Below are 26,142 nucleotides of genomic sequence, written 5' to 3'. Positions count from 1 at the left end.
AGTTGGAGGCACCCGCAAGATGAAGGATTACGCCAAGTTCTATATCGACGGTGAATGGGTAGAGTCCGCAACGCCCCATCGGCAGGAGTTGATTGACCCGACCACTGAAGAGGTGTTTGCGACAGTCGCCATGGCGACCGTTGAGGAGGTGGACACCGCGGTTGCCGCGGCTCGACGGGCATTCAAAAGCTACTCGCAGTCTTCCCTCGATGAGCGTTACGACCTGATCAACCGCATCATCGAAGCCTACGAACTGCGCGTCGATGATTTTGTCCTGGCCATTGCGCAAGAGGTGGGTATTCCTCGTAGCGCTCGGGCTCAGGTCATGGGGCCAATCGAACACATGAAGGTGGCTCGGGACCTGCTGAAAACCTATGAGTTCGAAGCTCGGATTGGCAACACGATCGTTCGCCGCGAACCCCTGGGCGTGTGTGCGCTGATCTCACCGTGGAACTGGCCAATTCAGACAACCGTCATCAAGTTGATCTATGCGTTGGCCGCTGGTTGCACGGTCGTGTCCAAGTCCAGTATCAATTCTCCGGTCAGCGCTATTTTGCTGACAGAGGTGCTGGATGCCGCGGGCGTACCCAAGGGCGTTTTCAACATGCTCAACGGCTCGGGGCGAGTGATTGGCGAGGCGATGTCGAGGCATCCCGATGTCGACATGGTTTCCTTCACGGGCTCGACCGGTGCCGGTGCGCAGGTAGGCGAGGCAGCTGCACGCACCATCAAGCGCGTGTGTCTGGAGCTGGGCGGGAAGTCGGCGAATATCGTGCTGCGAGACGCCGATCTCGAAAAGGCCGCACGTTGGAACGTACAGCGTTGCTTCTTCAATACGGGGCAATCGTGCCACGCACCGAGCCGCATGCTGGTGCATGAAAGCCAAGTGGAGCAGATCATTCCGTTCCTGGCTGACGAAGCAAACCAGTTCCGTCTAGGGGATCCGCGTGATCCTTCCACAACGATGGGCCCGATTGTCAGCCAGGCTCAATTCAATAGCATTCAGCGTCACATCCAGGCGGGAATCGATGAAGGTGCACGGTTGATCGCTGGCGGTCCGGGACGCCCCGAAGGCTTTGAGCGTGGCTTCTTCACTCGCCCTACCGTGTTTGTCGACGTGACGCCGGACATGAGTATTTGCCGCGAAGAGATTTTCGGACCGGTCCTGGTGGTGGTGCCCTATTCCTCCGAGGCGCAGGCACTGGAAATCGCCAATGACTCGCCTTATGGATTGGGTGGCTATGTATTTGGCGGGGACCGGCGCAAAGCCTATGAGTTTGCCAGCGGCCTGCGGGCCGGGCGTGTTTGCTTCAATGGCGCGGCGACTAACTCTTTGACCCCAATGGGGGGTTACAAGCAATCCGGAATCGGTCGCTCGATGGGGGTATTTGGGTTGGAAGAGTACCTGGAAATCAAGTCGGTCTATGGCTTTGAAGAAGAGGCCGCGACGCTACCGTCATTGAAGGCCTGATACCCATGCTCCATCCAGGGCCACGGCACTACTGTGCACAGCCCTGGCAATAGTGCAGTGCTTGCCTATGAATCTTTTCAGAGAACAAAAACATGAATGCTTCGAATGCGTCACTCAGAAACGGGGTCAAAGAAAAGCTCGCCAGGGGCGAGACGGTGTATTCGATGACATCTCGGCTCGTCAGAACCTTTGACATCGCCAGCATTGCCTATACGGCAGGTTTCGATTCGATCTACATCGACATGGAACACAGCAGCTATTCCCTGGAAGCTGCTGGGCAAGTATGCATGGCGTGTCTCGGTCTGGACGTAACTCCATTCGTGCGCGTGCCCAGCACAGACCCGCACTTCATCGCGCGCGTGCTTGACTCCGGCGCCTTGGGCATCATTGTTCCAAGTGTGCAGTCGGCGGAAGATGCCAGGGCTATCGTACGAGCGGCCAAGCATGCCCCGCTGGGCGAACGGTCGGTGGCCGGCGCGCCGCCGCAATTTCACTATCGATCCCTGCCCGCAGTAGACGCTACGCAGCAACTCGACGACGCGACGATGATTATTGCCATGATCGAATCGTTGGAAGGTCTTGAAGCGGTTGAGGAAATCGCAGCAGTAGAAGGCGTCGACATCCTGCTGGTGGGGGCCAACGACCTCAGCAGCGCCCTCGGTGTGTCTGGCGAGATGGACCATGAACTGGTGCGTAACGCCTACAGGCGCGTGTTGAATGCCTGTCTGGCGAACAATAAGGTTCTCGGTGTAGGAGGGTTGGGCAGCCGGCCCGACTTGATCAAAGAGCTCGTGGCGTTGGGCGCACGATATGTTTCAACCGGCAACGACATCTCATTTCTTCTCGCGGCGGCGATACAGAAACGCCAACAGTTTGCATAACCCGGCTGATCTGCAGCTAAGCCTCAACAACTATCGGTACTGCACGAACGTAGGGTGACTCAAGGCGTCCGTGCGTGATGCCTTGATTCGCCCGCTGGAGTGCGTGCAGCGGAGCAGAAGAATGAAAGTTTGCATTTACGGAGCCGGCGCTGTCGGCGGGCATATTGCAGCGAGACTTGCTGAGGGGGGAGCCGAGGTTTCTCTGGTCGCTCGGGGAGAGCATTTGGCTGCTATCCGCGCAAATGGATTGCGCGTGGAAACAAAGGATGGCGTTTTCGTGAGTCAGCCAGTGGCCACCGATGATCCCTCATCGCTGGGTCGACAGGACGTCGTGGTTGTATCGGTCAAGGCACCAGCGCTTCCCGGGATTGTGGCAGGTATCAAGCCATTATTGGGCGATGAAACGTTGGTGTTGTTCGCCTTGAATGGCATTCCCTGGTGGTACCTGCAAGGCCAAGGAGGAATGCTTGAGGGGGCATCACTTCCTCGGATCGATCCGCAATCGCTCCTGACGGCTGCCATTGCCCCCGAGCGCGTAGTGGGTGCGGTCGCTTATACCGCTTGCACGGTTACCGCGCCGGGAGTGATCAAGGCGGAAAATCCACGTAACCGGCTCATTCTCGGGCGCCCGGATGGGAAATCGGATGCGCGCCTGGATGCTTTGGCCGAGTGTTTGATCAGAGGGGGGCTGGAAATTGAAGTCACCGACAGGATACGGGACGCTATCTGGACTAAGCTGGTCATCAATCTGACGGGTGGATCGCTGGCCATTCTGACTGCGTCGACGATGAAGCAAGCCCTGGCTAGCCCAGCAATTTCGAAAACTGCCCAGGCTATGGCAAACGAGGCTGCCTCGATTGCTCGGAAGCTGGGATGCGACCCGGGAGATGTCGAGGAGGGGCTTCGTCGATTGGCCGTTTCGATGCATAAACAAAGCATTCTTCAAGACCTCGAGCTGGGGCGCTCAATGGAAGTCGACACGATACTCAGGGCCCCGCTGGAGCTCGCACGGCTGGCTGATGTCGAGACGCCTGCGCTTGATCTGGTGGTTGACCTGGCTGTGCAGCGGGCGAAAGCCGCCGGTCTGTACGACAACTAAGTTCGGTAAAGCCCGCGCCGATGCCCGGCGCGGCAACCTCATTAGTGATTGGTATGAGTCGGTCTCTACTGATCGGGACCTGCCCCTGAGTGCCCCTGCATGGCACTTTCAGATGCGAAGAAGGAAGAGGCTCAGAGCGTCGGTGACTATCCGGGGTACCGTAACTCATCGATTAGAACCTGCATCGCCCGAGACTTCTCGCGCTCGCTTGAGTAGTAAAGGTGCAGTCCCGGAAATGTTCTCCACCAGGCTTCCATGACAGGGACCAGGGTGCCATCAACCAGATGGGGATGGGCGATGTCCTCGGGAACATAGGCCAGTCCGAAACCCGATACAGCGGCATCCAAAATCTGATTGATGCCATTGAATACGAGCCTGCCTTTGACTCTCGTATTGATTTCCTGGCCGTCTTTTTCCAGCTCCCACGCGTACAGGCCTCCACGTGTTGGCAGGCGCATATTTATACATTCATGTTCCATGAGGTCCTGAGGTCTGGTGGGCATGGCACGAGACTCCATGTAGGACGGCGCGCCCACCATTACAAAACGCATGTCGGGAGCGATACGAACGGCTTCGATCCCGTTTGCCAATCCGTCCCCGAGCCGGATGCCAAAGTCGAAATGGTCGGCCACGATGTCCGTCAAGCCATAGTCGATAACGACTTCTACACTTATTTGTGGGTATTTCGGCAGGGCTTGCGCCAATTTCGGCCAAAGAACCGTTTCGATGACATGGTCGGTTGCGGTGATGCGAATGTTACCGGCGGGGGTGTCGCCAAGTTCGGCCACGGCGATCAGTTCGGTTTCGATTTCCCGTAACCGCGGTTCAACGGTATTGAGCAGACGTTCACCGGCCTCGGTAACGGATACGCTGCGGGTCGTTCGAGTGAGCAGACGTACCCCGACCCGAGCTTCCAGTCTCTGGATGCTATGACTGAGCATCGATTGAGAGATTCCCAGCTGGGAGGCCGCTCGCGTGAAACTTTGCTCTCGTGCAACTGCAATGAGCGCGAGCAGGTCGCTGTAGTGTTCCTTTGCCATTCATCATTCTCTGCGTGGGGGCGAATACTGTATCAGCTCAAGCGCCCGCGCCAAGGATCTATGTTCATGAGCTGGCCATGCCGATCGTGTAGGGGATTAATCAATTTGGATCATACCTCTATTCGCCGTCGAGCCTTTCACCCGAACGCCATCCGTGTTTTTAATCGAAAAAATAGCAAGAGGCCTTTCATGAGAATCGGAATCCTGGGCTCCGGCCGAATGGGCAGTCATCTGGGCACCATGTTCGCCCGGGTTGGCCATGAGGTCTCCTTCAGTTACTCGCGTAATCAGCAGAAACTTTCCGATCTGGCTGCGTCGGCAGGTAAAAATGCACAGGCCAGCACACCGGCAGACGCGGCATTAAATGCTGACTTGGTCCTCCTGGCTGTGCATTGGCTTCAAGTGCCTGACGTCCTCAGCCAGGTGGATGACTTGAGCGGCAAAATCGTCATGACCTGCTGCAATCCTTTAAACGAAGAGGACACCGAGCTTGTCATCGGCCACACGATTTCCGGTGCGGAAACGCTGGCACAGATGATACCTGGGGCCCATGTCGTTGCGGCCTTCCAGTCGACGCCCAGTGAAGTTCTGTTCGATGTGTTCGCGGCCAGGGGCGAGGCGTTACGTCCCAGTTTGATCTTCTGTGGCGAGGACGAAGCCAGTAAAGCCACAGTTTCGGATCTTATCAGTCAGGTGGGCTTTGATCCGGTGGACGCTGGGGCTCTGAAGGTTGCCCGTTATATAGAGCCTTTCGCGATGCTCTCCGCAGTGTTGGCTTACGAAACGGACCAGGGGCCCGAATGGGCTTATCGCTTCGAGCGTTTTGACAGGTTGTTCAAAGGCACTTCCCGCGTCGGGAAATAGCGGGAGGAGCGGGTACATGCAGATTTATGATTACATCGTTGTCGGTGCCGGTTCTTCGGGCTGTCCGGTTGCGCGCGGTTTGTCTGACGATCCCCGGAACAACGTCCTGCTTATTGAGGCGGGACCTGCTTCAGATCGTTTCTGGGTCAATACGCCCGCGGGAATGGGCAAGCTCTATTTCAATAAGTCATTGAACTGGAATTTCCGCACCTCGCCAATGGAGAAGCTTCAAGGGCGTCGGATGTACTGGCCTAGGGGCAAATTGCTCGGTGGATCCAGCTCCATCAACGGCATGGTATTCATCCGAGGTCACCAAAAAGATTTTGACGGCTGGCGTGCCTTGGGCAACCCAGGCTGGGGGTATGAAGATGTCTTGCCGTATTTCAAAAAGATGGAGCACTTTGAGCGGGGCGGCGATGAATATCGCGGAGCGAATGGTCCGCTATGGATCAGTGATCCGGTCGTCAAAGAAAAGAGTAGCTACGATTTTATAGAGGCCGCTAACCGTATCGGTATCCCGGTGACCGAGGACATGAACGGCGCCTTGCACGATGGCGTAGGTTTCATGCAGCACAACATCCAGGACGGGCAACGGATGTCGACTTACCGGGCATTTATCGAGCCTGTCATTGAACGGCCGAACCTGACGGTTCGAACCGGATGCGAGCTGCAGCGCGTTTTATTCGAGGGGCGTACCGCTGTCGGTATAGAGGTTTTGAAGAGTGGCCGTTTGGAGCGTATCTATGCGGCGCGCGAAGTGATTCTGTCAGCAGGCTCGCTGAAGACACCGCAGATGCTGATGTTGTCCGGCATCGGCCCAAGGGCTGAACTGGAAAAACACGCAATTCCCGAAGTTCTGAATTCCCCAGGAGTAGGGCAAAACCTGCAGGATCATTTTTATATTCACACAGCCTTCCGTTGCACCCCAGACAGTTCGTACAACGCCAACCTCGTAGGCCTGCGAAAGTACTGGGAAGGCTTCCGTTACCTGATGACCCGCAAAGGGTATCTTGCCCTTGGCTCTTCCCAGGTCGCGGCGTTTGTTAAAAGTAGCCCGGACGAGGACTACGCTGATCTCCAAATCAGCTTTCGGCCCATGACCTTTCAATACTTCCCTGACGGCACGGTTGACGTTGAAAAGCATCCCGGGCTCGGGGTGTCGGTCTATCAGTTGCGTCCCAGCACCACGGGAACAGTGACGCTGCGCTCAACCAACCCGTCTGACCCGGCCGATTACACACCAAATTTCCTGAGCAGCGATTACGACATCAATGCCGTGATCAGTGGTGTGCGCTGGATACGCAAAATCATGAACAGCGAGCCCATCAAGTCTCGCGTGGTTTCGGAAGAATTGCCGGGGCCCCACATTCGTACCGATGAAGATATCTACAACTATCTGGTCGAAACCGGCAATTCGGCCCACCACCAGGGCGGCACCTGCAAGATGGGTAACGACGCGATGGCGGTGGTGGACGAACGACTGCGTGTCCGCGGTATCGAGCGACTGCGGGTGGTGGATGCCTCGATCATGCCATTCATCACGTCGGGCAACACCAATGCGCCGTCCATCATGATTGGTGTGAAAGCCGCCGACCTGATTCGTGAAGATGCAATGGCTCGCCGGGCAAGCAGTTCGCCGGTCGAAACTGTTGGTTGAATCGGCGGGTACCGTGTTGCCACCTGTCACGAAAATCCTCACCGAATAACAACAACTGGAGGCACCAGCAAGATGCACGATTACGCGAAGTTTTATATCGACGGTGAATGGGTAGAGGCCGCGACCTCCCAGCGCCAGGAATTGATTGATCCGACTACCGAAGAAGCGTTTGCCACGGTCGCCATGGCGACCGTTGAAGAGGTGGACACTGCCGTGGCCGCAGCTCGGCGTGCATTCAAAAGCTATTCGCAGTCTTCCCTCGATGAGCGTTACGACCTGATCAACCGTATCATCGAAGCCTACGAATTGCGCGCCGATGATTTTGTACAGGCCATTGCGCAAGAGGTGGGTATTCCCTGCAGCGCCCGTGCTCAGGTCATGGGGCCAATCGAACATATGAAGGTCGCTCGCGACCTGTTGAAGACGTACGAGTTCGAGGCGCGAATTGGCAATACGATCGTTCGCCGTGAACCCCTGGGTGTCTGCGCACTGATCTCGCCTTGGAACTGGCCGATCCAGACAACCGTCATCAAGCTGATCTATGCGCTGGCCGCCGGTTGTACAGTCGTATCCAAGTCCAGTATCAACTCTCCGGTCAGCGCTATTTTGCTGACAGAGGTGCTGGATGCCGCGGGCGTACCCAAGGGCGTTTTCAACATGCTCAACGGCTCGGGGCGAGTGATTGGCGAGGCGATGTCGAGGCATCCCGATGTCGACATGGTTTCCTTCACGGGCTCGACCGGTGCCGGTGCGCAGGTAGGCGAGGCAGCGGCACGCACCATCAAGCGCGTGTGTCTGGAGCTGGGCGGGAAGTCGGCGAATATCGTGCTGCGAGACGCCGATCTGGAAAAGGCCGCGCGCTGGAACATTCAGCGCGGCTTCTTCAATACTGGACAATCCTGCCACGCGCCGAGTCGCATGCTGGTGCATGAAAGCCAGGTGGAGCAGATCATTCCGTTTCTGGTCGACGAAGCAAACCGATTCCGTCTCGGAGACCCGCGAGATCCCGCCACGACCATGGGGCCGATTGTCAGCCGGGCACAATTCAACAGCATCCAGCGTCACATACAGTCGGGCATCGATGAGGGGGCACGGCTGATTGTTGGCGGACTGGGGCGCCCCGACGGCTTCGAACGTGGCTTTTTCACCCGTCCGACCGTGTTCGTCGATGTGACGCCGGAGATGACTATTTGCCGGGAAGAGATTTTCGGGCCGGTCTTGGTGGTGGTGCCTTATTCCACCGAGGCGCAGGCATTGGAAATAGCCAATGACTCGCCTTATGGGTTGGGTGGCTATGTATTCGGTGGGGACCGGCGCAAGGCGTATGAGTTCGCCAGCGGCCTGCGTGCCGGGCGTGTTTGTTTTAACGGTGCGCCGACTAACTCGCTGACGCCTATGGGGGGTTACAAGGAATCCGGCATTGGCCGCTCGATGGGTGTTTTCGGGTTGCAAGAGTATCTGGAAATCAAATCGGTCTATGGCTTTGACGAGGAAGCCGCAGCACTGCCGTCGTTGAAGGCCTGATACGACTATCCAAGACCAAACGCTGCCGCACCGATGATTGGCGCGGCACGCCTGCTGTTTGAAGAGAGTATTTATTCATCTGATTAATAGCACCTTGCGAGCTTGCTCACGTGGTTCGCTTGCTGTGCCACGGACGAGCCCAGTAGGGTAAGGCTCGTCTAAAAAAACGACGTTGCAGTTGTTGTTATTGCGAATGGTCAGTTGCCAAAGATTATCCGCAGGTCGTGCTCGGCCAGGTTTTTCACACTGTTTTCAATCGAGGCATTCTTACAATGGAACTCAACGTAAATGGCACTGTGTATGAGGTTGAGGCGGATGCGGATACACCATTGTTATGGGTGATTCGCGACGATATCGGCCTGACCGGAACCAAGTACGGGTGCGGTTTGGCGCAATGCGGCGCCTGTTCGGTCATGGTGGACGGCGTGCTGCTTCGCTCATGCGTTACACCGGTTGAAGGTGTAAAGGGCAAACAGATTCGCACAATCGAAGCCATTGAAGACGACGAGTTGGGCAAACGCGTAGTGGCCGCCTGGGTCAAGCATCAAGTCGCCCAGTGTGGCTATTGCCAGTCTGGCCAGGTAATGGCCGCCACTGCGCTGTTGCAGCGCATTCCCAAACCTTCCCAAGCCGATATTGCTGCCGCCATGACGAATCTCTGCCGTTGCGGCACTTATAACGCGATCAAGACTGCTGTCGATGAGCTTGCTGGTGCTTGAGCACGCGCAATTCGACTGAGCTGCGACGTGCCTGGTGACAATGCCGACGGCTAATCCTGACCACCTTTAATGGAGCAGGGATTGGTCTGCTGCCAGGCCGAGCATTGAATGCAAACACAGGGGAACACTATGTCAAAACTGGATGATTCAATCGCCGAGCGCGGCGTACTCTCCGACGCGCAACCTGTGAACGTCTCTCGCCGCCGTTTTTTGCAGGCATCGGCTGGCGTCACGGCGGGTGCGCTTGTTATCAGCTTCGGAATTCCCCTTGGCCCGTTGCGTGCTGCCGAGCGTGCCCAGGCATTGCCGCCTGGCGCCCGTGTACCGGCGTTCCTGGAGATTCGTCCGGATAATACCGTTCGCCTGCAGAGCCCCTTTATCGAGGGTGGGCAGGGTATTTTCACGGGCATGGCACAGGTCGTGGGTGAGGAGCTCGATATAGATCCAGCCAGCTTTCTGGTGGAGAACGCGGCGCCCGGGAGTGACTTCAAAGTCATGGAAGGTGGCATGCGCTTCACGGGTGGTAGCCGGTCGATGCGCGCGAGCTACATGACCATGCGCCGACTGGGCGCATCGGCGCGCCTGATGCTATTGCAGGCCGCGTCTTCCCACTGGAAGGTGCCTCTGGCGCAGCTAACTACCGAGCCAGGGCGGGTCATTCATGCCGCTTCCAATCGATCGATCACCTACGGTGAACTCGCGCCGCTAACGCTCGATTTGCCCATTCCCGATCCGCAAACCGTTACTCTGCGCGACCCTGCCACATTCCGCTGGATCGGTAAGCCGGTCCAGCGAATAGACGTCTACGACAAATCCACTGGTAAGGCGCAATACACCATCGATACTCGTGTCGAAGGCATGCTCCACGCCGCGGTACAGCATGCGCCGCGCCTGGGTCTGCAAGTGGGGCTGGTGCGCAACGAGGATCAGATCAGAAACCTCAAAGGCGTGCATTCGGTGCACCGTCTTGAAGGGGCAGTGGCGGTGGTTGCGCAACGCTGGTGGGTGGCCAAGCGTGCCGTCGAGGCTCTGCAAGTGGAGTGGACGGAGCCGGGTGGCGATTCAACCGTGCGCTACATGCCGGCTAATTTCGACACCCAGGCCTATGCGGAGCAACTGAGTAAAACCACCGACGCTGGGGATGAGGCCGAACGTGAGGGCGACCTGCAGCAAGGGCTGGCCGGCGCCAAGAAAATCGTCAGCGCGACTTATCATACCCAATACCTCAACCACGCCCAGTTGGAGCCGCCCTCGGCCCTGGCGCGCTTCGGGGCTGAAGGCAATCTCGATTTGTGGCTGCCGAACCAGGCCCCGGATTTGTTTTTGGCCGACGTCGCCAAGCGCACCGGTCTGGACCCTTCCAAAATCACTCTCCACTCTCCGCTGCTGGGTGGCTTTTTCGGCCGGCATTTTTTATACCCGAATGCATCACCTTACCCTCAGGCTATCCAGCTGGCTCAATCCACAGGTCGACCGATCAAGGTGATCTGGAGTCGCGAGGAAGAATTTTTGCGTGACGTGCTTCGTCCTTCCGCCGTAGTGCGCTTTCGCGCCGGCCTGGATGAACAGGGCATACCGGTGGCCTTTGAAGCAATTAGTGCCACGGAAGGGCCAACCGAGGGTATCGCTAACAAACAAGGAGACAAAATCGACCCGACCGCCGTCGAGGGCCTGGCCGGTAAAAAATACGCCATTGCGCATCGTCGGATCGCTCAACTGTACTCGCAGACCCCCGTGATGCTGGGCTACTGGCGTTCAGTCGGGAACTCCATCAATGACTTTATGTATGAAGCTTTTCTGGATGAAGTGGCGGATGCCGGCGGTCAAGACCCCTATGAGCTGCGGGCCAAGCTGCTGCAGGGCAACGATCGGTTAAGCCACCTGCTCAAGACAGTGGCCGACCTGTCCGGGGGGTGGAAACGAGGGCCGTTCACGGCGCAAGACGGCACCAAGCGAGCGAGAGGCGTTGCAATGGCATCGCCATTTGGTACCGAAACGGCGGTGATCGCAGAGGTTTCCATCAGCAACGGAGCCGTGAAGGTTCACGATATCTGGCAGGCAATCGATCCGGGTAGCATCGTCAATCCCGCCATCATCGAGGCTCAGGTCAACTCAGCCGTGGCCCTCGGTTTGTCTCAAACCCTGATCGAACAAGCCATCTACAAAGGTGGCACGCCGGTAGCGCGCAATTACGACCTCTACCGCATTCTCACACCGGAGATGATGGCCAGGGTCCATGTCCGCGTGGTTGAAAGTGGCGCGCCAATGGGCGGAATCGGCGAACCGCCTCTGCCTGCGGTGGCACCGGCGGTTGCTAACGCCGTCTCGCGACTGACCGGTCAACGAATTCGCAGCATGCCTCTATCGCAGTACCGCTTCGACACCTGATGAGGAATGGCTCGTGAATAAAACTATAAAGTATCTGCTGCCAGCAGGCATCGTCGTGGCAGCTGGCTTGGGCTGGTTTGTCAATCGCACGCCATCTTCGCCTTTTGCTGATGAGACAGCTCCCCCGTCGACAGATGCACAACTTGTCCAACGCGGTGAATATGTTGCCAGGCTGAGCGACTGTGTGGCCTGCCATAGCACGCCAAAAAGTGCGCCGTTTGCCGGTGGGTTAGAGATGGCGACCCCGATGGGGTCGATCTATGCCACCAACATTACCCCGGACAAACAAACGGGCATCGGCAACTACAGCCTGGCCGACTTCGATCGCGCAGTACGCAGCGGAGTCGCGGCTGACGGACACAGGCTGTATCCGGCTATGCCGTATCCATCCTATGCCAAGCTCAGCGATGATGATGTGCGGGCGCTTTATGCGTTCTTCATGGCCGGCGTTAAGCCGGCGCAGCAGCAGAATCAGCAAAGCCACATCCCCTGGCCGCTCAACATGCGCTGGCCGCTGGCTTTGTGGAATACCGCGTTTGTCGATGACGATGCCTATCAGGCCAAGCCGTCAGAGGATGCGCTGTGGAACCGCGGCGCCTACATCGTCCAGGGCGCGGGGCATTGCGGTAGTTGCCATACCCCACGAAGCTTGACGATGAACGAGAAGTCGCTGGATGAAAGCAGCGCTACTTTCCTCAGCGGTTCGCTGCTCGATGGGTGGTACGCGCCGAGCCTGCGCCAGGATCCGAACACTGGATTGGGTCGCTGGAGTGAGCAGCAAATCGTCGACTACCTGAAGACCGGACGTAACGCTCACAGCGTGGTCGTGGGCACTATGGCGGAAGTCTTCAACAACTCGACGCAATACATGTCCGACCCGGACCTGAAAGCCATTGCGCATTACCTGGTGTCGTTGCCGGGCGACCCAAAGCGTGACGGGCCGCCATGGAAGCCATCGGCCACACTGGCGGCTGAACAATCACCACCCTTGTCGACACCTGGGGCAGCCAACTATATGGCCAAGTGCAGCAGTTGCCACGGCAGTGACGGCAGCGGGCAGGCGCCATGGATACCTCCTTTGGCAGGCGCATCTTCGTCGATGGTGAAGGAAAGCGCTACGAGCATCAATGCCACCTTGAACGGTTCCGAACGTGTCGTTGCCAATGGCATTCCGGATTCGTATCGCATGCCCCCGTACCGCAACCAACTCTCTGATCAGGAAGTCGCCGATGTACTGACTTTCGTTCGCACGTCATGGGGTAATCAGGGAGGCGCAGTGAAGGCTGACGAGGTGAAGGAACTGCGTGAGCGAACCAATCCGGCCAGCAGCAACCCGATCATCCTGCAGATGCGTTGAGAGAGTAGGGCGAGGGTCCCGCCAAGACCCTCGCTATAGAAACGGAGTGAGTCGGCTATGAGTTACGAGTTTGTGTTCGTTCGTTCGATTGTGTTGACGATCATCATAGGCTTGTTTCTCCTGGTGACTGGTCGCGCCGCCCGCAAGCGGGGTTGCATCGTGGCGTTCTGCGTATTGGCTGCCGCGGTACACCTTATTTGGTGGTGTCTACCCGAACTCAAAGGTGGATGGAGCGAAGCCGGTCGCTGGCTGGTCAGTGCGTGGGTCGGTGCGGTGCTGACGGCCTTGTTCCTGACTCTGCCCGTCGGGCTGTTTCTTGTTGCGCGTGGCCTTCTTGGACGGCGCTCGACCGTCGGCATGCGCGTTCCTCTGACTTTCGTCGCAGTTTCACTGATCGTTGGGATTGGTGTGAGCTTCGGCACCGTCGGAGGCCCAGTGGTTCGCGAAGAAGTGGTCCATGTGAACGGTCTGCCCGAAGGTTTGGACGGACTGCGGGTCGCTAACATAGGTGATGTCCACATCGGGCCTTTCATCGTGCCCGAGGACTTTGCCCAGGCCATCGACATCGTCAATTCGCGTAAGGTGGACTTGCTGGCGATTACGGGTGATCTCATCGACGATCTCAGCCAGCTGGAGCCGACGCTGGACGCTTTGGAGAGAAGTGACGCGCTGCCTGTGCTCTCCATCCTGGGAAATCATGACAAGTACCCTAACGAAGCCGCCGTAGTCGCCGCTTTGCGTGCGCGCGACCCTCGTATCCAGGTACTCATCAACAACAGTGTCGTAGTGCACCCGCGCGGCGTGCCGTTGCGCATTGCTGGCGTAGATTACCCGCTCGCCTCGGATGGACGTCACATGCTTCCGCGGGACGAGCAGGATGCTGCCATGCGCAGGTTCGCAGACCTGGCGTTCGCCGAGGCGTCGCCTGGCGATACGCTCATTGCGCTGTCGCACCATCCTGAGTTCTTTCCCATTGCTGCCTCGCGTGGTGCGGTATTGACCCTGTCCAGCCATACACACGGCGGACAGGTACGACTTTTCGGGCGGCCAGTAATCGTCGCTTACGACTATATGCATGGAATCTATCGTGATGGCGCAGCGTCTCTTGATGTGACCTCGGGACTCGGCCACTGGCTACCCTTGCGTATCGGTGTGCCGCGGGAAATTTCGATCATTACGCTTCGTCGGGCATGATCCAAGCGGAACTCGAGTCAGGAGAGGCGAGAGGCTCGCATCAGGAGACGGGCGCCGCTTTCGACGGCCGGGCAGTTCAGGGAACGTTGTGACCAGCCGCTCGGATAAGCCCGTACCATTCGGGGCGGGTGAGCGGGATATTCGAGCCCGCGGCTGCCTCGACGAGGCGCTCGGGTCTCGTGGTACCCAGCACTACTTGGATGCCGGCGGGGTGACGGGTGATCCAGGCTGTTGCGATTGCGGTCGGAGTGACGTCGTACTTCTCAGCCAATCGTTTGAGTTCGGCATTCAGCTGCGGGTAGTCGGGAGAGTCGAAGAACACCCCATCCTGAAAAGCTTTCTGGAATGGAGACCACGCCTGCAGTGTGATCTTGTTGATCCTCGCATAGTCGACGATGCCGCCGCCGTCACGAGTGATTGAGTCGTCGAAGCCGGTCATGTTCGACGACAGGCCCTGAGCGACGATCGTCGAATGCGTCACCGAAAGCTGGACCTGGTTCGCCAGGATCGGCTGAGTCACGGCCGTCTTGAGCAAATCGATCTGACGGGGAGTATGGTTGGAAACGCCGAACGCGCGAACCTTGCCGGTGGACTCCAGATGGTCGAACGCGCGGGCGACTTCTTCCGGCTCTACGAGTGCGTCGGGACGGTGCAGCAGCAGCACATCCAGGTAGTCGGTACCTAACGCTTTCAGCGACCTCACGGCCGATTCCACGATGTGCTCGTACGACTGATCATAGTGCCACGGGTCGTCAACGATACTGGTCTTGGACTGGAGGAAGATCTGCTCGCGCTCAGCGCTGCTTAGTCGCAGCGCCTCGCCGAACCGGCGCTCGCACAAATGCGGGCCACCGCCGGGATGGTTGAATCCGTAGAGGTCCGCGTGATCGAAAAAATTGATGCCCGATTCGCGCGCCGTGGTGTAGAGCGCGCGGATCTGGTCATCGGTGCTGCCGGCGATGCGCATCATGCCCGCGACGACGTTGGGAACCCGAGTGTCGGTTGATCCTAGTGCTACGGTCTTCATGAGAGCTCCTTATCAGGGCAGTGGTGGGCTGTCGGACGCCTTGCGTGACTGCAATGCATTCACCAAGGCTGGTTCGCGGGGCCAACTGTGAACTCGTTGATTGTCGTGTCATCGGGCTGGTCGATTGCGAAGGCGACAACGTTGGCGATCCGGTCTGGAGAAATGCCGTACTTGTCATAGATGCCCTGCATCTGGTCTAGCGCCTGCTTATCGCTGATTGTCGCCAGCAGTTCAGTGTTGACTGCGGCCGGGTAGATCGTCGCGGTGCGAATGTTATTGCCCTCCATGGCGGACTCCATGCGCAAGACTTCCATGAAGTCGCGCACGAACCACTTCGTACCGCCATAGACGGCGCCGCCCGGATAGGCCTTGAGCCCCGCCACCGACGAGGTGGTGATCACGTGCCCGGACTTCTGTGCCAGGAACACGGGCAGCACGGCCGCTACGCCATTCAGAACACCTTTCACGTTGACATCGATCATCTGGTGCCAGTCTTCGGTCTTCAGGGCGGACAGCGGCGAGTTCGGCATCAGCCCTGCGTTCAGGAAAATGACGTCCACACGGCCGAATGTTTCTTTGGCCAGTTGAACGATGCGGTCGTTTTCCTCTTGCTTTGTCACGTCCAGCATCTGATAAACCACCTGTCCACCGCTCAGGAGAATCTCGTCCGCGATCTGCTTGAGCTTGTCTTCGCGTCGCGCACCGAGCACGATTTTGGCGCCTTTGCTCGCGAGCAGCTTGGCGGTTGCCTCGCCGATTCCGGACGATGCGCCGGTGATGATGACTACTTTGCCTTTGATCATGATTTCTCTCTCTGGATTCTGGCTGCGAAGGAGACGCAGCAGATGATGAGGCGGTATCTCAGGTCGGTGTTGAGCGTGGGGCGACTACTTTGTCAGCGCACGCTGCTCTTGGGAGAACACCACCCGAACATCGCCACGGCCGAGCGCCTGGGCCAGGCCAGTCGGATCGTCCACGCGGCCTAGACGGGTGTATGAGTAAGCTGAGTCGAAGGTCTTGTAAAAGATGACCACGGTGCGCGATCCCCAAAGCATAAGGTCTCCGTTGCGGATCGTGCCGGGCCGGCTCTCACTGGTGGGCAGCGCGTCAGGCAGCTCTTTTTTCTTCTCGTTTCCGTGGAGGTCCTCCATGTCCAGTGTCAGCGGCAGCGTGGCGGCGAATGCGCGAGTGGCCTCGTTGTCGGCCAGTGTGATGGCGAAGCGACGTTCCCCGACGGTCATCCACAGGCGTGATTCATCCGATTTCTTGGGTGCTTGAGTGACATCCTGCTCAGCGGCCACGGGCAGCGCAGTGCTGGCGGCGTGGGCAGGATGGCCGCTGCACAGTGCAAGGAGAAGCAACGGCATTCCAAGCTGTTGCATGGCCCGCCGGTGCCAGGAATGCCTACGGCTTGCAGCGCCAAGAGAGGAGAGAGCGCCGCCTGTACCGACGTCAACGGTTTTGCCCTGCATGTTGTTCTCCTTTGCAATGCGAAAAATGGGCCAGACGCGTTGCCGCGCCTGCACTTGAATTCGTAGGTTTCGAGCGCGAATTAGCGCAGCAATATGGCGCAGATGCTCCTCAGCGAGTGGCCTATTGCCAGTTCTGGTTGCGATCCTCACTGGAAAGTCAGAAGTGCTGAGTGGCATGAATCCATACCGTAGGGCGCGTCATCCCGCTCAGTCGCATCCAGATGCATTGTCCGCCTGGATGCGACTGCCTCAAGACGTCAAGCGGCGCGTGCCGCCGTGGCCAGGTGCTGCGTGAAGAAGGTCGTCAGCTTGTCGAAAGGAATCACGTCCACACGGTCATACAGATCGGTGTGGCTGGCCTCTGGAATGATCATCAGCTCCTTCGGCTGCGCCGCGGCCGCGTAAGCGGTTTCGCTGAAGTAGCGCGAGTGGGCGTTTTCACCGTGGATGAACAGGACCGGGCGTGGAGAAATTTCCGCGATGTAGGTCAGGATCGGCATGTTCATGAACGACAGGGGTGTAGTGATCGTCCACGAGTTGCCCGAGTTGACCGCGCGCGGATGGTGTCCGCGGGTCGTGCTGTAGTAATCGTGATAATCGACCATGAACTGCGCTTCCCCACCCCTCAGTTCGTTGTAGGGGGGCTGGTAAGCAGGGGCACCATTTTCCGCGTCGACCCAACGTTGTGCGCTCAGTTGTTCGAGCCCTTGCGTGCGCTGTTCGAGGGTTACGCTATCGTTGTAGCCCTTGGACATGACGCGGGTCATGTCGTACATGGTGCTGGCGACAACCGCCTTGACGCGCTTATCCAAGGCCACGGCATTCAGCACCATGCCACCCCAACCGCAGATGCCGATGACGCCAATCCGCTCGCGATCAACGGAGGGTTGCAGGCCAAGAGCATCAACTGCCGCGCTCACATCCTCGGTGTTGATGTCTGGCGAGGCGACGTTGCGCGGCTCACCGCTGCTTTCCCCGGTGTAGGATGCATCGAAGGCCAGCGTGACAAAACCGCGCTCGGCCATGGTTTGCGCATAAAGCCCGGAGGCCTGCTCCTTCACCGCGCCAAACGGGCCACAGACGACAATAGCTGCCAGCTTTGCGCTGGCGTTCTTCGGTTGGTACAGGTCGCCCGCCAGGGTGATGCCATAGCGGTTCGTGAAGGTGATCTTCTTATGGTCCACCTTGTCGCTCTTGGCGAAAGTCTTGTCCCATTCCTGTGTCAGTTGCATGTGCGTGCCTTACATGTAGTTGAGATTGTTCCTGCCAGCCTGAATACCCGTCGAGCAGCGGGGGGCTTGTCGTCAGCGTCATAGGCTTTTAGAACCATGGGGAACATGTTTCGTGAATGACGTCGCCCGTCGGGATCGGCTTTGCCAGCTAATGTATGCCTGTCACTGCCCCAAAACATCCCATGAAATTGCAAGCATCTATGCACGCTATTGGATAATCGCGCCCCCAAGTCCCAGGCGGTTCGAAATGGAAAACTACCCCGATGAGTTCATGCTTGTTCGAATGACATATCACCACGCTGCGATGACCATTGATCATCGAGTCCCGTACATGGAAGTATTCGGTCCGCCTGCATCAGCTCAGCCTCGCTATATGACCGGCGGAAAACCCGCCGCAGGCTGCGTTGGTAGCCGATTCGAGTGACTCGGTCTGGGACAGGCGATGGACGAGACCTTGTAGAGGAAATCGGCCAAGTGCTTAACGGACGTGAAAGCTTGTTTGGTCAAGGCTTGTTGGGCTGCGTCGAAAGAGAGATCACAACCTCTGTTTCCGTTCCGGCAGCTTCCTGCTGAAGCTGCTTCTAAACCCGTTCTTCAGGTCTGTAGGGGCAAGAGACCATTTGAAAAATTAGCCGCTGACCGAAAAGTAATACTTCATCCAGGTTGTGGGCTGGTAGGTTTTTCCAAAAGAAAAAATGCAAAGCCCTGAATCGGTAACGGTATTCGTCTCAAGCATGTTGCTTAGTTGTGAGTCGTGCTCGCTCGTAGTTGAGCGGGCACTAAATCACTGTGTTGATGTGCCATCGATGCGCGGTGATTTCTTGTATTGCGTACTTTTATTCATAAGGCCTAGCACGTGGCTGCATGATTGAGCCCACTAAGCTCGTGATACTTTCAAACCATGTATAGATAGCGATTACGCGACGCCTCGCTAATAGCGCTTTTTAGAGCCAAGATGGCTGGAGAGTTATGGAGCTTCAGATTAACGATAAGACCTATCAGGTCGAAGCTGAGGGCGACACAGCCGCTGCTGTGGGTGATTCGTGACGAAATCGGTATGACGGGAACAAACTATACCTGCAATGGGGATTACGGGTGTGGTCTCGCTCAGTGCGTCGCTTGTTCCGTCTTGATCGACGGCGTTGTGGCGCGTTCCTGTGTCATCCTCATTGCAGGTATATACGGCCGCAAGATCACCACGATTGAGGCGATAGAGCAGGATGATGTTGGCCAACGCGTCGTCGCCTCTTGGGGCAAACACCAAGTGGCACAGTGCGGTTATTGCCAGTCTGGCAAAGTGATTGCAACCCCGCAATCGTTGGGCAATGCGCTGATCCCCAGATCGGGATGAGCGGGAAGGGCATACGCAGGTACTTTTCGGCGCTTCGACAGGCAAGCCCTGATCTACGAGCATAAACGTCGCCAGCGTTTGGAAGGCATGACTGACACTCGGCATTTGCCGCAGTATGTCTTGCCCATTAAGCGCCAAGCTATCTCCGGCCAGCGTACTTTCAGGTCGGCACGGTAGAAATCAAAGAAGCCGGCACCCCGTTGAGGGGGTGCAGACAAAACGCGTCGCAGAGCATCACTCTGGAGCCCGGATGCAGATTCACCATCACCTCGCTGTGCAGTTTTGCCTGGGGGAATAGGATCGTCGCCACCTGTACTGCTTCTTCGCCGAGCCGCGCGGCCGGCGGCAACGTAATGTTGCTGGTCGGTGCGTATAGAAGTCTTCAGCGCCGTAGCGACTTCGCACAAGGTTTAGAGTAAAGCGTTAAATTCGTTACAGAACTCTCCACCCCGCACTCCGGAAGAAATTTCGATGAACGAGCGACATCCTCACTCCAATAAGTCTTTTCTCGGGCCGCTCGTACTGATCGCGGCGGTGGTTGTCGCCGTCGGCGCCGCGTTCGCATACACAGCCGGTTGGTTGACACCCGCACGCCTCACGCCGACCAAGATCGTCGAGGTGCTGGCGCCGCCCGCCGGACCGGCGCTCGGCTTCCGCCGCGCCCATGCCAAGGGTATCTGCTTCACTGGTACCTTCGAGGCCAACGGCACTGGCAGCGATTTGTCCAAGGCACAGATGTTCGCCGCCGGCACCTATCCTGTGACCGGCCGCTTCAACCTCGCCTCGCCCGACCTCAAGGCGCCCGATGGCAGCGCGCGCGTGCGCTCCCTGAGCCTGCGCATCCGAACGCCCGACGGCCAGGAGTGGCGTTCCGCAATGATCAATGCGCCGTTCTTCCCAGTCGCGACGCCGCAGGCCTTCTACGACTTGCAGGTGGCTTCCGCCGACAAGAGCCATCCGGATGCGTTGAAGAGCTTCGCCGCTGTGCACCCCGAGATCGGCGCGTTTAGCCAGTGGGCCGGCAGCGCGCCGTTCACCAGCTCGTACGCGGAAGACCGCTACAACGGCATCAACAGCTTCGTCTTCACCAACGCGCAGGGCCAAGACCAGGCCGTGCGCTGGTCCTTTAAGCCGGCCGCCAAACCTGTGTTGGTCTCGGGCGACGAACTCAAGAAGCGCGAGCCCGATTTCCTGCTGGCAGACATCACCGAGCGCGTCGCGAAGGCGACGCAGCGCTGGGCTATGACGGTCATGGTCGCCGACCCGGGCGACCCGACCGCCGACCCGAGCAAGGTTTGGCCGGAAGATCGCCGCAGCGTCGGCGTCGGCACCCTGTCGGTGACGAAAATTGAGCCCGAGGCCGATGGCTCATGCCGCGACATCAACTTCGATCCCACCGTGCTGCCGGCCGGCATGCGCACATCCGACGACCCTTTCCCCGCCGCACGTTCGGCCGCTTATTCGGTCTCGTACAACCGCCGGACCGCCGAAGAAAAAGACTATCCGCGCACCCCGTCCACCACCACCGCCGGAGCCAAGCCATGAGCCAAGTCAACCAGCAATTCGCGCCGTTACAGCGGGCGCTTCATTGGGGCATGGCGATCTGCATCCTCGTGATGCTGTTCATCGGCGTCGGCATGGTCTCGACGATCACGCCCGCGTACCTGATGCTGGTCTCGATCCACAAGCCGTTGGGCATTGCGATCCTCGTGCTCGCGGTGCTGCGCCTGATCGTCCGCTGGCGCCTTGGTGCGCCGCCGCTGCCGCGTGACATGCCCGAGCCGATGAAGCTCGCCGCCAAACTCTCGCATGTCGCGTTCTATGTGCTGATGCTCGCGATGCCCTTGCTTGGCTGGGCCATGTTGTCGGCGGCGGACTACCCGGTGCTCGTCGCCGGGCTGCGTCTGCCCGCCATCGTGTCGCCCGACGCCGGCCTGCACAGCTGGCTGTGGAACGCTCACAAGTTCCTCTCGTTCTGCTTCTTCGCGCTGATCCTGCTGCACCTCGGGGCCGCTCTGTTCCACGCGCTGGTGCGACGCGACGGCGTGTTCGAGACCATGGCGCCATTTCCGGTACATCCGTCGGTCGACGGCAGGGTCGTGACCAAGTGCGCTGACTGACGCAGGCTCCGTTACCACGGGCGCCGTGGCGCGCGCGTTCTCGGTGGGGCGAGATGAAATACCTCAGTGGGCATGTACTGTGGGACCACGACCTGCAGTGACCGTCGGGCTGGGAGGCTGGCACGAAGTGACGCTGACCCTCGCCGGATCACCGAGCTTCATAGAGATGTTCGTCGCCAAGTTCAGCGAGCCGCCGACTTAAGGTGCCGTGCCTAAACACCTGGCGTCGAAGCCTCCCGCCATTGGCGTTCGGACGCAGGGGGGCGCCTTCACGATACAGAAACTTCGGCGCATGAACGGGATCGCAAAAGCAGAGAAATATCTGGATGCACATGCGTAGCGCAAAGATTTACTAATTTATATCTTTCTTCGTAGGGTGTGCTAGCGGCTGTCAAATCAACCATCGGAACAGACATGAATCTGAAACTTGAGTGGGTTCTGGTCCCAGCATTTCTTGCCATGGGTTTTGCTGTCAGCGCGCTGGCCGCCGAGGTGCGGGCTGAGCGGGTGGCAACCGGATTGGAGAATCCCTGGGCAGTGGCCTTTCTGCCGGCAAATCGCTACTTGGTGACAGAACGGCCGGGCCGGCTTCGGGTGGTTGGTGCCGATGGGAGCATCGGCCCGCCGGTTGAGGGGCTGCCGGCGATCGCGGCAGGCGGGCAGGGCGGGCTGCTGGATGTCGTGACCGACAGTGCTTTCGACGTGAATCGCATGGTCTACTTCTGCTTTTCCGAACCGGCCGCTGGTGGCGCGGGCAATAGCACGGCAGTGGCACGCGCGACGCTGTCGAGCAACATGGTGCGCCTCGACAACCTGCAGGTGATTTTCAGTCAGCGACCGAAGGTGAGCAGCTCCGCGCATTTCGGCTGCCGCATCGTCGAGGCGAAGGACGGGACGCTTTTCGTCACGTTGGGCGAGCGTTACAGCCGGAAGGAGGATGCGCAGGAACTCGATAACCACTTGGGCAAAGTGGTGCGCATCCAGAAGGACGGCGCGGTACCGGCCGACAACCCTTTCGTCGACCGCGCCGGTGCCTTGCCGGAGATCTGGAGCTATGGCCATCGCAATAGCCAGGGCGCTACGCTCGGTCCGGACGGCCGCTTCTGGATGAACGATCACGGTCCGCAGGGCGGCGACGAGATCAACGTTCCGCTGGCGGGGCGCAACTACGGCTGGCCGGTCATCACCTACGGCGAAAACTATGGCGGCGGGAAGATTGGCGACGGCCTGACCGCCAAGGACGGCATGGAGCAGCCGCTGCATTACTGGGTGCCCTCGATCGCGCCGTCCGGCATGGCCTTCCTGACTAGCGACCGTTATGGGCCGGCATGGAAGGGCAATCTCTTCGTCGGTTCGCTCAAGTTCGGTTACCTCGACCGTATCGAACTGAAAGACGGTAAGGTCGTGGCCGAGCACAAGTTGCTGGAGGACGGGCATGCCCGCATTCGGGATGTCAGGCAGGGCCCTGACGGCCTGCTCTACGTGCTCACCGACGAACAGGATGGCAAACTGCTGCGTCTTCAGCCGCGCTGAGCGCCATCAGGGCAGGCATTGCGCAGCTGCAGCGTCGGCAAGCCGCGACGCCTGCCCGCAACCTCTTCGACGGCTTGCGCTCGCCGCCTCCCAAGGAGGAACTCGGCGATATCAAGCTGATCGTCGAGAACGATACCAGCCAGGTCGGTTCTGTGGGGAAATGTGTTTCAGGATCTCGACACCAGCGCTGGAAACAGAAGCGAGAAGCCCATTCAGGGTAACAGAGAGGCCGTCAACTCACATTTTCGAACCAGGCGGGAGCGTCCCAGGCCTTGTATTGATCACTCCAACCGCCAACCGTTCAGGTCAAGACCTCCTCTGGAATAACCTCATCGAAGAAATCAGCTGGGTTTGCGCTTGCTCTGATACGAATGCAGGAGCTCATGGAGCATTCCATTGACGGTGCTTTCAGGGGGTAAGACTGTACCGGCAGAAGGTGACAACCGCCGATAGGTCTGCCAAGAGGAGGATCATCCTGCGATAACGCTCCCTGACCTATGTCCCTTAGAAGTCCATGGTCAGCCCCGCGTAAACGGCGCGGGCATCGAATGCGGCGTGCAGTGATTGATCCACTCCAACGCTGGTGTCATACCAGACTTGGATCTTGAAATACTTCAAAAACAAGTCCAGAATTAAGTTTTTTCCTGCTTCGGCAAGAAAAGAAACCCGTTAGATTTCAATGGGTCGGACGCCAGATACGAGTCTCGTTTCCCGCTCCAAGCATTAAAAAATGGATCTCTGAAAAGAGGTCCATTTTTTTTCGTCCAAAGAAAAGTCTTTCTTTGACTTTTTGCCGCGCCCACCCCGAAAACACTCAGATCCAGCCCCAATAGGCGCATTTTCCAGTACATCAGTCCGGTTGGGTCATGCGCTAGCCCCTATGATGACCTCGCTTATCGACTGGGCCGAACTGCGTCACGTCACGATGCCAAACGGGTCGAAACCAAGGCCTTATAGTGCCTTTGAGGCAACACGCGCCCCTGAGTCGTCTCGCTGCCAACCGCCACCCAATGCTTTGAACGTGGCCACTGCAGCGCGAGCCGATTCAGTTTGTGCCTGGGCTCTGCCATCAGATGCCGCTAGGAGATGTTCATCTGCATCCAGCACTTCGATCAAGCTGACCACGCCTTTTTCATAGGCGGCAAACGACGTCGCTCTGGCTTTCGCATACGCCGACTCGCCCTGGGCGAGTCGGGTCGATTGTTGCTCGCGGTTGATCCGTGCCGAAACAGCGCTTTCCACATCTTCGCAGGCCCGCAGAACGGACTGGCGGTAAGCGGCCAGGGCTTCGGCTTCCTGGCCCTGTGCCAAATCAATCTGGGCGTTGATGCGGCCAAAATCGAACAGCCGCCAGCGTAATCCCAGTGCCGCCGAAGCCTGACTGGCGCCGTTGCTGAACAGGTTTGCGCTGGATACCGAGGTAGCACTGCCGAGCAGCGCAGCCACAGACAGTTTGGGGTAGTACTCGGACATGGCTTCGCCGATGCGCGCGCTGGATGCCGCAAGACGGCGCTCAGCGACGATCAAGTCTGGACGCCGACGCAGCAGGTCGGCCGGAGAGCCCATGTAGGCGAGGCCTGGCACATCAGGGATGGGCGCCAGCTTAGTCAACTGCGCGCTATAAGTGCCCGGTGCCTTGCCCAGCATGACATCCAGCGCGTTCATTGCCGAGTCAAGGCCAGCTTGCAGTACCGGCACGGTTGCCTGCGCTTGATTCAGCGCTCCTTGGGTCTGGTTCAACTGCAGTTCAGCTGCCAGTCCTTTTGCATAGAGGTGTTCGATGGTGGTGAGCAGTTGTTGTCGCGTGTCTACTTGATGCCGGGCAATTTCCAGGCGTGCTTGAAGGCCACGGATGCTGATGTAAAGATCGGCTGTCTGCGCGACCACCGCCAGGCGTGTGGCAATCGCTCCGGCTTGCGAGGCCTGATAATCGGCGAAGGCGGCTTCTTTACCTCGGCGCAGCCCGCCAAACACATCCAGCTCCCAGCCGGCATTCAAGTTCGCATCATAGGCACTGCCGTAGCGATTATAGGAAGGGTCTGAATTCAGCAATTGGCCCAACGGAGTCTCCAATGACTGACGGGCGCGGGCCGCTTGACCGTTGACGGTGGCCGACGGCAGGAGGGCTGCGTTAGCTGCTCCCAAACCGGCGCGAGCCTGCTCGATCCTTGCGTTTGCCTGGGCTAAATCGAGGTTCTGTTCAAGTGCTCGATTTATCAGCTGACTGAGTATTGGGTCATTAAATGCGTTCCACCAAGCGGCGAGATCGGCATTTGCGGCGGCCAGTTGTCGTGCCTTGGACGTTTGCGCCGAGAAATGCTCGGGCAATTCCACGCTGGGTTTTGAGTAGTCGGGGCCCACTGCGCAACCTGCAACCATGCCCAAACACAGTAAGACGGCGAAACGAGGAGGAGGGTGCATGCGATACCTGCGAAAGGGTCGGTTTGTGACGATATTACAATTTGGTCACAAGTTGTCAACCACCTTTAGGATGAGTAAGCTGCTCGCATGAATCAGCCATCCGTTTCTTCGCCCAGCGCCCGTGGCCCAGCCGATCACGACATTCGAGACCAGATTGTCGCGGCGGCCAACGAGCATTTCAGTCAGTACGGTTACGGCAAGACAACGGTTTCTGACCTAGCCAAGGCCATCGGTTTTTCCAAGGCTTACATCTACAAGTTTTTTGAATCCAAGCAGGCGATTGGTAACGCTATCTGTACCAATTGCCTGACGGAAATCGTTGCAGCTGTGGAGCAAGCCATCAATGCAGACGGCATCTCGCAGACTGAGCGTTTTCGGCGATTGGTCAAAACCCTGATCGCCACAGGTGTGAGCCTGTTCTTTAATGACCGTAAACTCTATGACATCGCGGCGTTCTCCGCCTCGGAGCGCTGGCCGAGCTCGCAAGTCTATGACGCTCAGATCAAGAGCTTCGTGTTGCAAATCGTGCGTGAGGGGCGAGAACTCGGCGAGTTTGAACGCAAGACACCGCTGGACGAGACGGTAGAGGCGATTCATCTCGCTCTGCGACCCTTCATCAATCCTCTGCTATTGCAGTACAACCTCGATTTTGTTGAAGAAGCCCCTTCGCTCATCTCCAATCTTGTTCTGCGCAGCCTGATGCCTTGAACCTCTGCTGACGGATGCGCTGCGCATCCGTATCAGCGTGTGCGCCTAAAAAAACTGGATATCAAGCCTCTTTGCCTTGCTCTG

20 protein-coding genes and 1 pseudogene are annotated in these 26,142 nt (G+C 58.3%); 15 read left to right on the top strand and 6 right to left on the bottom strand.

What is annotated here, in order from left to right; genetic code table 11:
- Positions 1-19 precede the first annotated feature (19 nt).
- The 3 genes from F6R97_RS02845 to F6R97_RS02835 all read left to right on the top strand — a co-directional run bounded on the left by F6R97_RS02845 (position 20) and on the right by F6R97_RS02835 (position 3,451).
- A complete protein-coding gene (locus F6R97_RS02845; protein WP_304575838.1) occupies positions 20-1,471 on the top strand; it encodes an aldehyde dehydrogenase family protein in 1,452 nt (483 codons plus the stop codon).
- A gap of 92 nt (positions 1,472-1,563) precedes the next feature.
- Positions 1,564-2,352, top strand: coding sequence for an HpcH/HpaI aldolase family protein (locus F6R97_RS02840; RefSeq protein ID WP_048392996.1), 789 nt, complete (start codon positions 1,564-1,566; stop codon positions 2,350-2,352).
- Positions 2,353-2,473: 121 nt separating this feature from the next.
- Entirely contained in the window at positions 2,474-3,451 is a 978-nt protein-coding gene (locus F6R97_RS02835) for a 2-dehydropantoate 2-reductase (RefSeq protein WP_315865997.1), read from the top strand.
- A gap of 146 nt (positions 3,452-3,597) precedes the next feature.
- Here the strand turns inward: F6R97_RS02835 and F6R97_RS02830 are convergent, their stop codons facing one another.
- Positions 3,598-4,491, bottom strand: a complete 894-nt coding sequence (locus F6R97_RS02830) for a LysR family transcriptional regulator (RefSeq protein WP_048392999.1) — start codon at positions 4,489-4,491, stop codon at positions 3,598-3,600.
- Between the two features lie 189 nt (positions 4,492-4,680).
- Here F6R97_RS02830 and F6R97_RS02825 point away from each other — a divergent pair, with 189 nt between their 5' ends.
- The 7 genes from F6R97_RS02825 to F6R97_RS02795 all read left to right on the top strand — a co-directional run bounded on the left by F6R97_RS02825 (position 4,681) and on the right by F6R97_RS02795 (position 14,194).
- Positions 4,681-5,355, top strand: coding sequence for an NADPH-dependent F420 reductase (locus F6R97_RS02825; RefSeq protein WP_048393001.1), 675 nt, complete (start codon positions 4,681-4,683; stop codon positions 5,353-5,355).
- A 16-nt stretch (positions 5,356-5,371) separates the two neighbouring features.
- A complete protein-coding gene (locus tag F6R97_RS02820) occupies positions 5,372-7,012 on the top strand; it encodes a GMC family oxidoreductase (protein WP_095058174.1) in 1,641 nt (546 codons plus the stop codon).
- A 72-nt stretch (positions 7,013-7,084) separates the two neighbouring features.
- Entirely contained in the window at positions 7,085-8,536 is a 1,452-nt protein-coding gene (locus F6R97_RS02815) for an aldehyde dehydrogenase family protein (RefSeq protein ID WP_095973902.1), read from the top strand.
- A gap of 272 nt (positions 8,537-8,808) precedes the next feature.
- The gene (locus F6R97_RS02810; RefSeq protein WP_013692840.1) at positions 8,809-9,255 is read left to right on the top strand and encodes a (2Fe-2S)-binding protein; all 447 of its coding nucleotides are present in this window, start codon (positions 8,809-8,811) and stop codon (positions 9,253-9,255) included.
- Between the two features lie 129 nt (positions 9,256-9,384).
- The gene (locus tag F6R97_RS02805) at positions 9,385-11,643 is read left to right on the top strand and encodes a xanthine dehydrogenase family protein molybdopterin-binding subunit (RefSeq protein ID WP_095973903.1); all 2,259 of its coding nucleotides are present in this window, start codon (positions 9,385-9,387) and stop codon (positions 11,641-11,643) included.
- A gap of 13 nt (positions 11,644-11,656) precedes the next feature.
- Positions 11,657-13,000 carry a c-type cytochrome gene (locus tag F6R97_RS02800; RefSeq protein ID WP_048393010.1) on the top strand — a complete coding sequence of 448 codons (1,344 nt, stop codon included), beginning with the start codon at positions 11,657-11,659 and terminating at the stop codon, positions 12,998-13,000.
- A 57-nt stretch (positions 13,001-13,057) separates the two neighbouring features.
- Positions 13,058-14,194, top strand: coding sequence for a metallophosphoesterase (locus F6R97_RS02795; RefSeq protein WP_095058176.1), 1,137 nt, complete (start codon positions 13,058-13,060; stop codon positions 14,192-14,194).
- A 76-nt stretch (positions 14,195-14,270) separates the two neighbouring features.
- Here F6R97_RS02795 and F6R97_RS02790 read toward each other — a convergent pair whose 3' ends face one another.
- The 4 genes from F6R97_RS02790 to F6R97_RS02775 all read right to left on the bottom strand — a co-directional run bounded on the left by F6R97_RS02790 (position 14,271) and on the right by F6R97_RS02775 (position 17,925).
- Positions 14,271-15,221 carry an aldo/keto reductase family oxidoreductase gene (locus F6R97_RS02790; protein WP_048393012.1) on the bottom strand — a complete coding sequence of 317 codons (951 nt, stop codon included), beginning with the start codon at positions 15,219-15,221 and terminating at the stop codon, positions 14,271-14,273.
- Positions 15,222-15,280: 59 nt separating this feature from the next.
- A complete protein-coding gene (locus F6R97_RS02785; protein WP_304576085.1) occupies positions 15,281-16,024 on the bottom strand; it encodes an SDR family oxidoreductase in 744 nt (247 codons plus the stop codon).
- A gap of 84 nt (positions 16,025-16,108) precedes the next feature.
- Positions 16,109-16,693, bottom strand: a complete 585-nt coding sequence (locus F6R97_RS02780; protein ID WP_231983783.1) for a cyclophilin-like fold protein — start codon at positions 16,691-16,693, stop codon at positions 16,109-16,111.
- A gap of 257 nt (positions 16,694-16,950) precedes the next feature.
- Positions 16,951-17,925, bottom strand: a complete 975-nt coding sequence (locus tag F6R97_RS02775; RefSeq protein ID WP_095058178.1) for an alpha/beta hydrolase — start codon at positions 17,923-17,925, stop codon at positions 16,951-16,953.
- Positions 17,926-18,894: 969 nt separating this feature from the next.
- On the opposite strand from F6R97_RS02775, the pseudogene F6R97_RS02770 reads away from it, so the two are divergent.
- The 4 genes and pseudogenes from F6R97_RS02770 to F6R97_RS02755 form a co-directional block, all read left to right on the top strand.
- Positions 18,895-19,231: pseudogene (locus tag F6R97_RS02770) on the top strand ((2Fe-2S)-binding protein); the annotation flags it as partial.
- A gap of 516 nt (positions 19,232-19,747) precedes the next feature.
- Positions 19,748-20,821 carry a catalase family peroxidase gene (locus F6R97_RS02765; protein ID WP_048393018.1) on the top strand — a complete coding sequence of 358 codons (1,074 nt, stop codon included), beginning with the start codon at positions 19,748-19,750 and terminating at the stop codon, positions 20,819-20,821.
- Entirely contained in the window at positions 20,818-21,396 is a 579-nt protein-coding gene (locus F6R97_RS02760) for a cytochrome b (protein WP_095058179.1), read from the top strand. The genes F6R97_RS02765 and F6R97_RS02760 overlap by 4 nt, the downstream gene beginning before the upstream one ends.
- Before the next feature lie 414 nt (positions 21,397-21,810).
- The gene (locus F6R97_RS02755; RefSeq protein ID WP_304576086.1) at positions 21,811-22,929 is read left to right on the top strand and encodes a PQQ-dependent sugar dehydrogenase; all 1,119 of its coding nucleotides are present in this window, start codon (positions 21,811-21,813) and stop codon (positions 22,927-22,929) included.
- Positions 22,930-23,880: 951 nt separating this feature from the next.
- On the opposite strand, the gene F6R97_RS02750 is transcribed toward F6R97_RS02755, so the two are convergent.
- Positions 23,881-25,350 carry an efflux transporter outer membrane subunit gene (locus tag F6R97_RS02750; RefSeq protein ID WP_315865995.1) on the bottom strand — a complete coding sequence of 490 codons (1,470 nt, stop codon included), beginning with the start codon at positions 25,348-25,350 and terminating at the stop codon, positions 23,881-23,883.
- A gap of 87 nt (positions 25,351-25,437) precedes the next feature.
- On the opposite strand from F6R97_RS02750, the gene F6R97_RS02745 reads away from it, so the two are divergent.
- Complete coding sequence (locus tag F6R97_RS02745) at positions 25,438-26,058, top strand: TetR/AcrR family transcriptional regulator (protein WP_038982986.1); 621 nt, start codon at positions 25,438-25,440, stop codon at positions 26,056-26,058.
- Positions 26,059-26,142 lie beyond the last annotated feature (84 nt).

The organism is Pseudomonas sp. JV414, assembly GCF_032424305.1.
Taxonomy (GTDB): Bacteria; Pseudomonadota; Gammaproteobacteria; order Pseudomonadales; family Pseudomonadaceae; genus Aquipseudomonas; species Aquipseudomonas lini.
The sequence above is the reverse complement of the archived record's forward strand: the minus strand, read 5'-3'. Positions and strand labels throughout refer to the sequence as shown.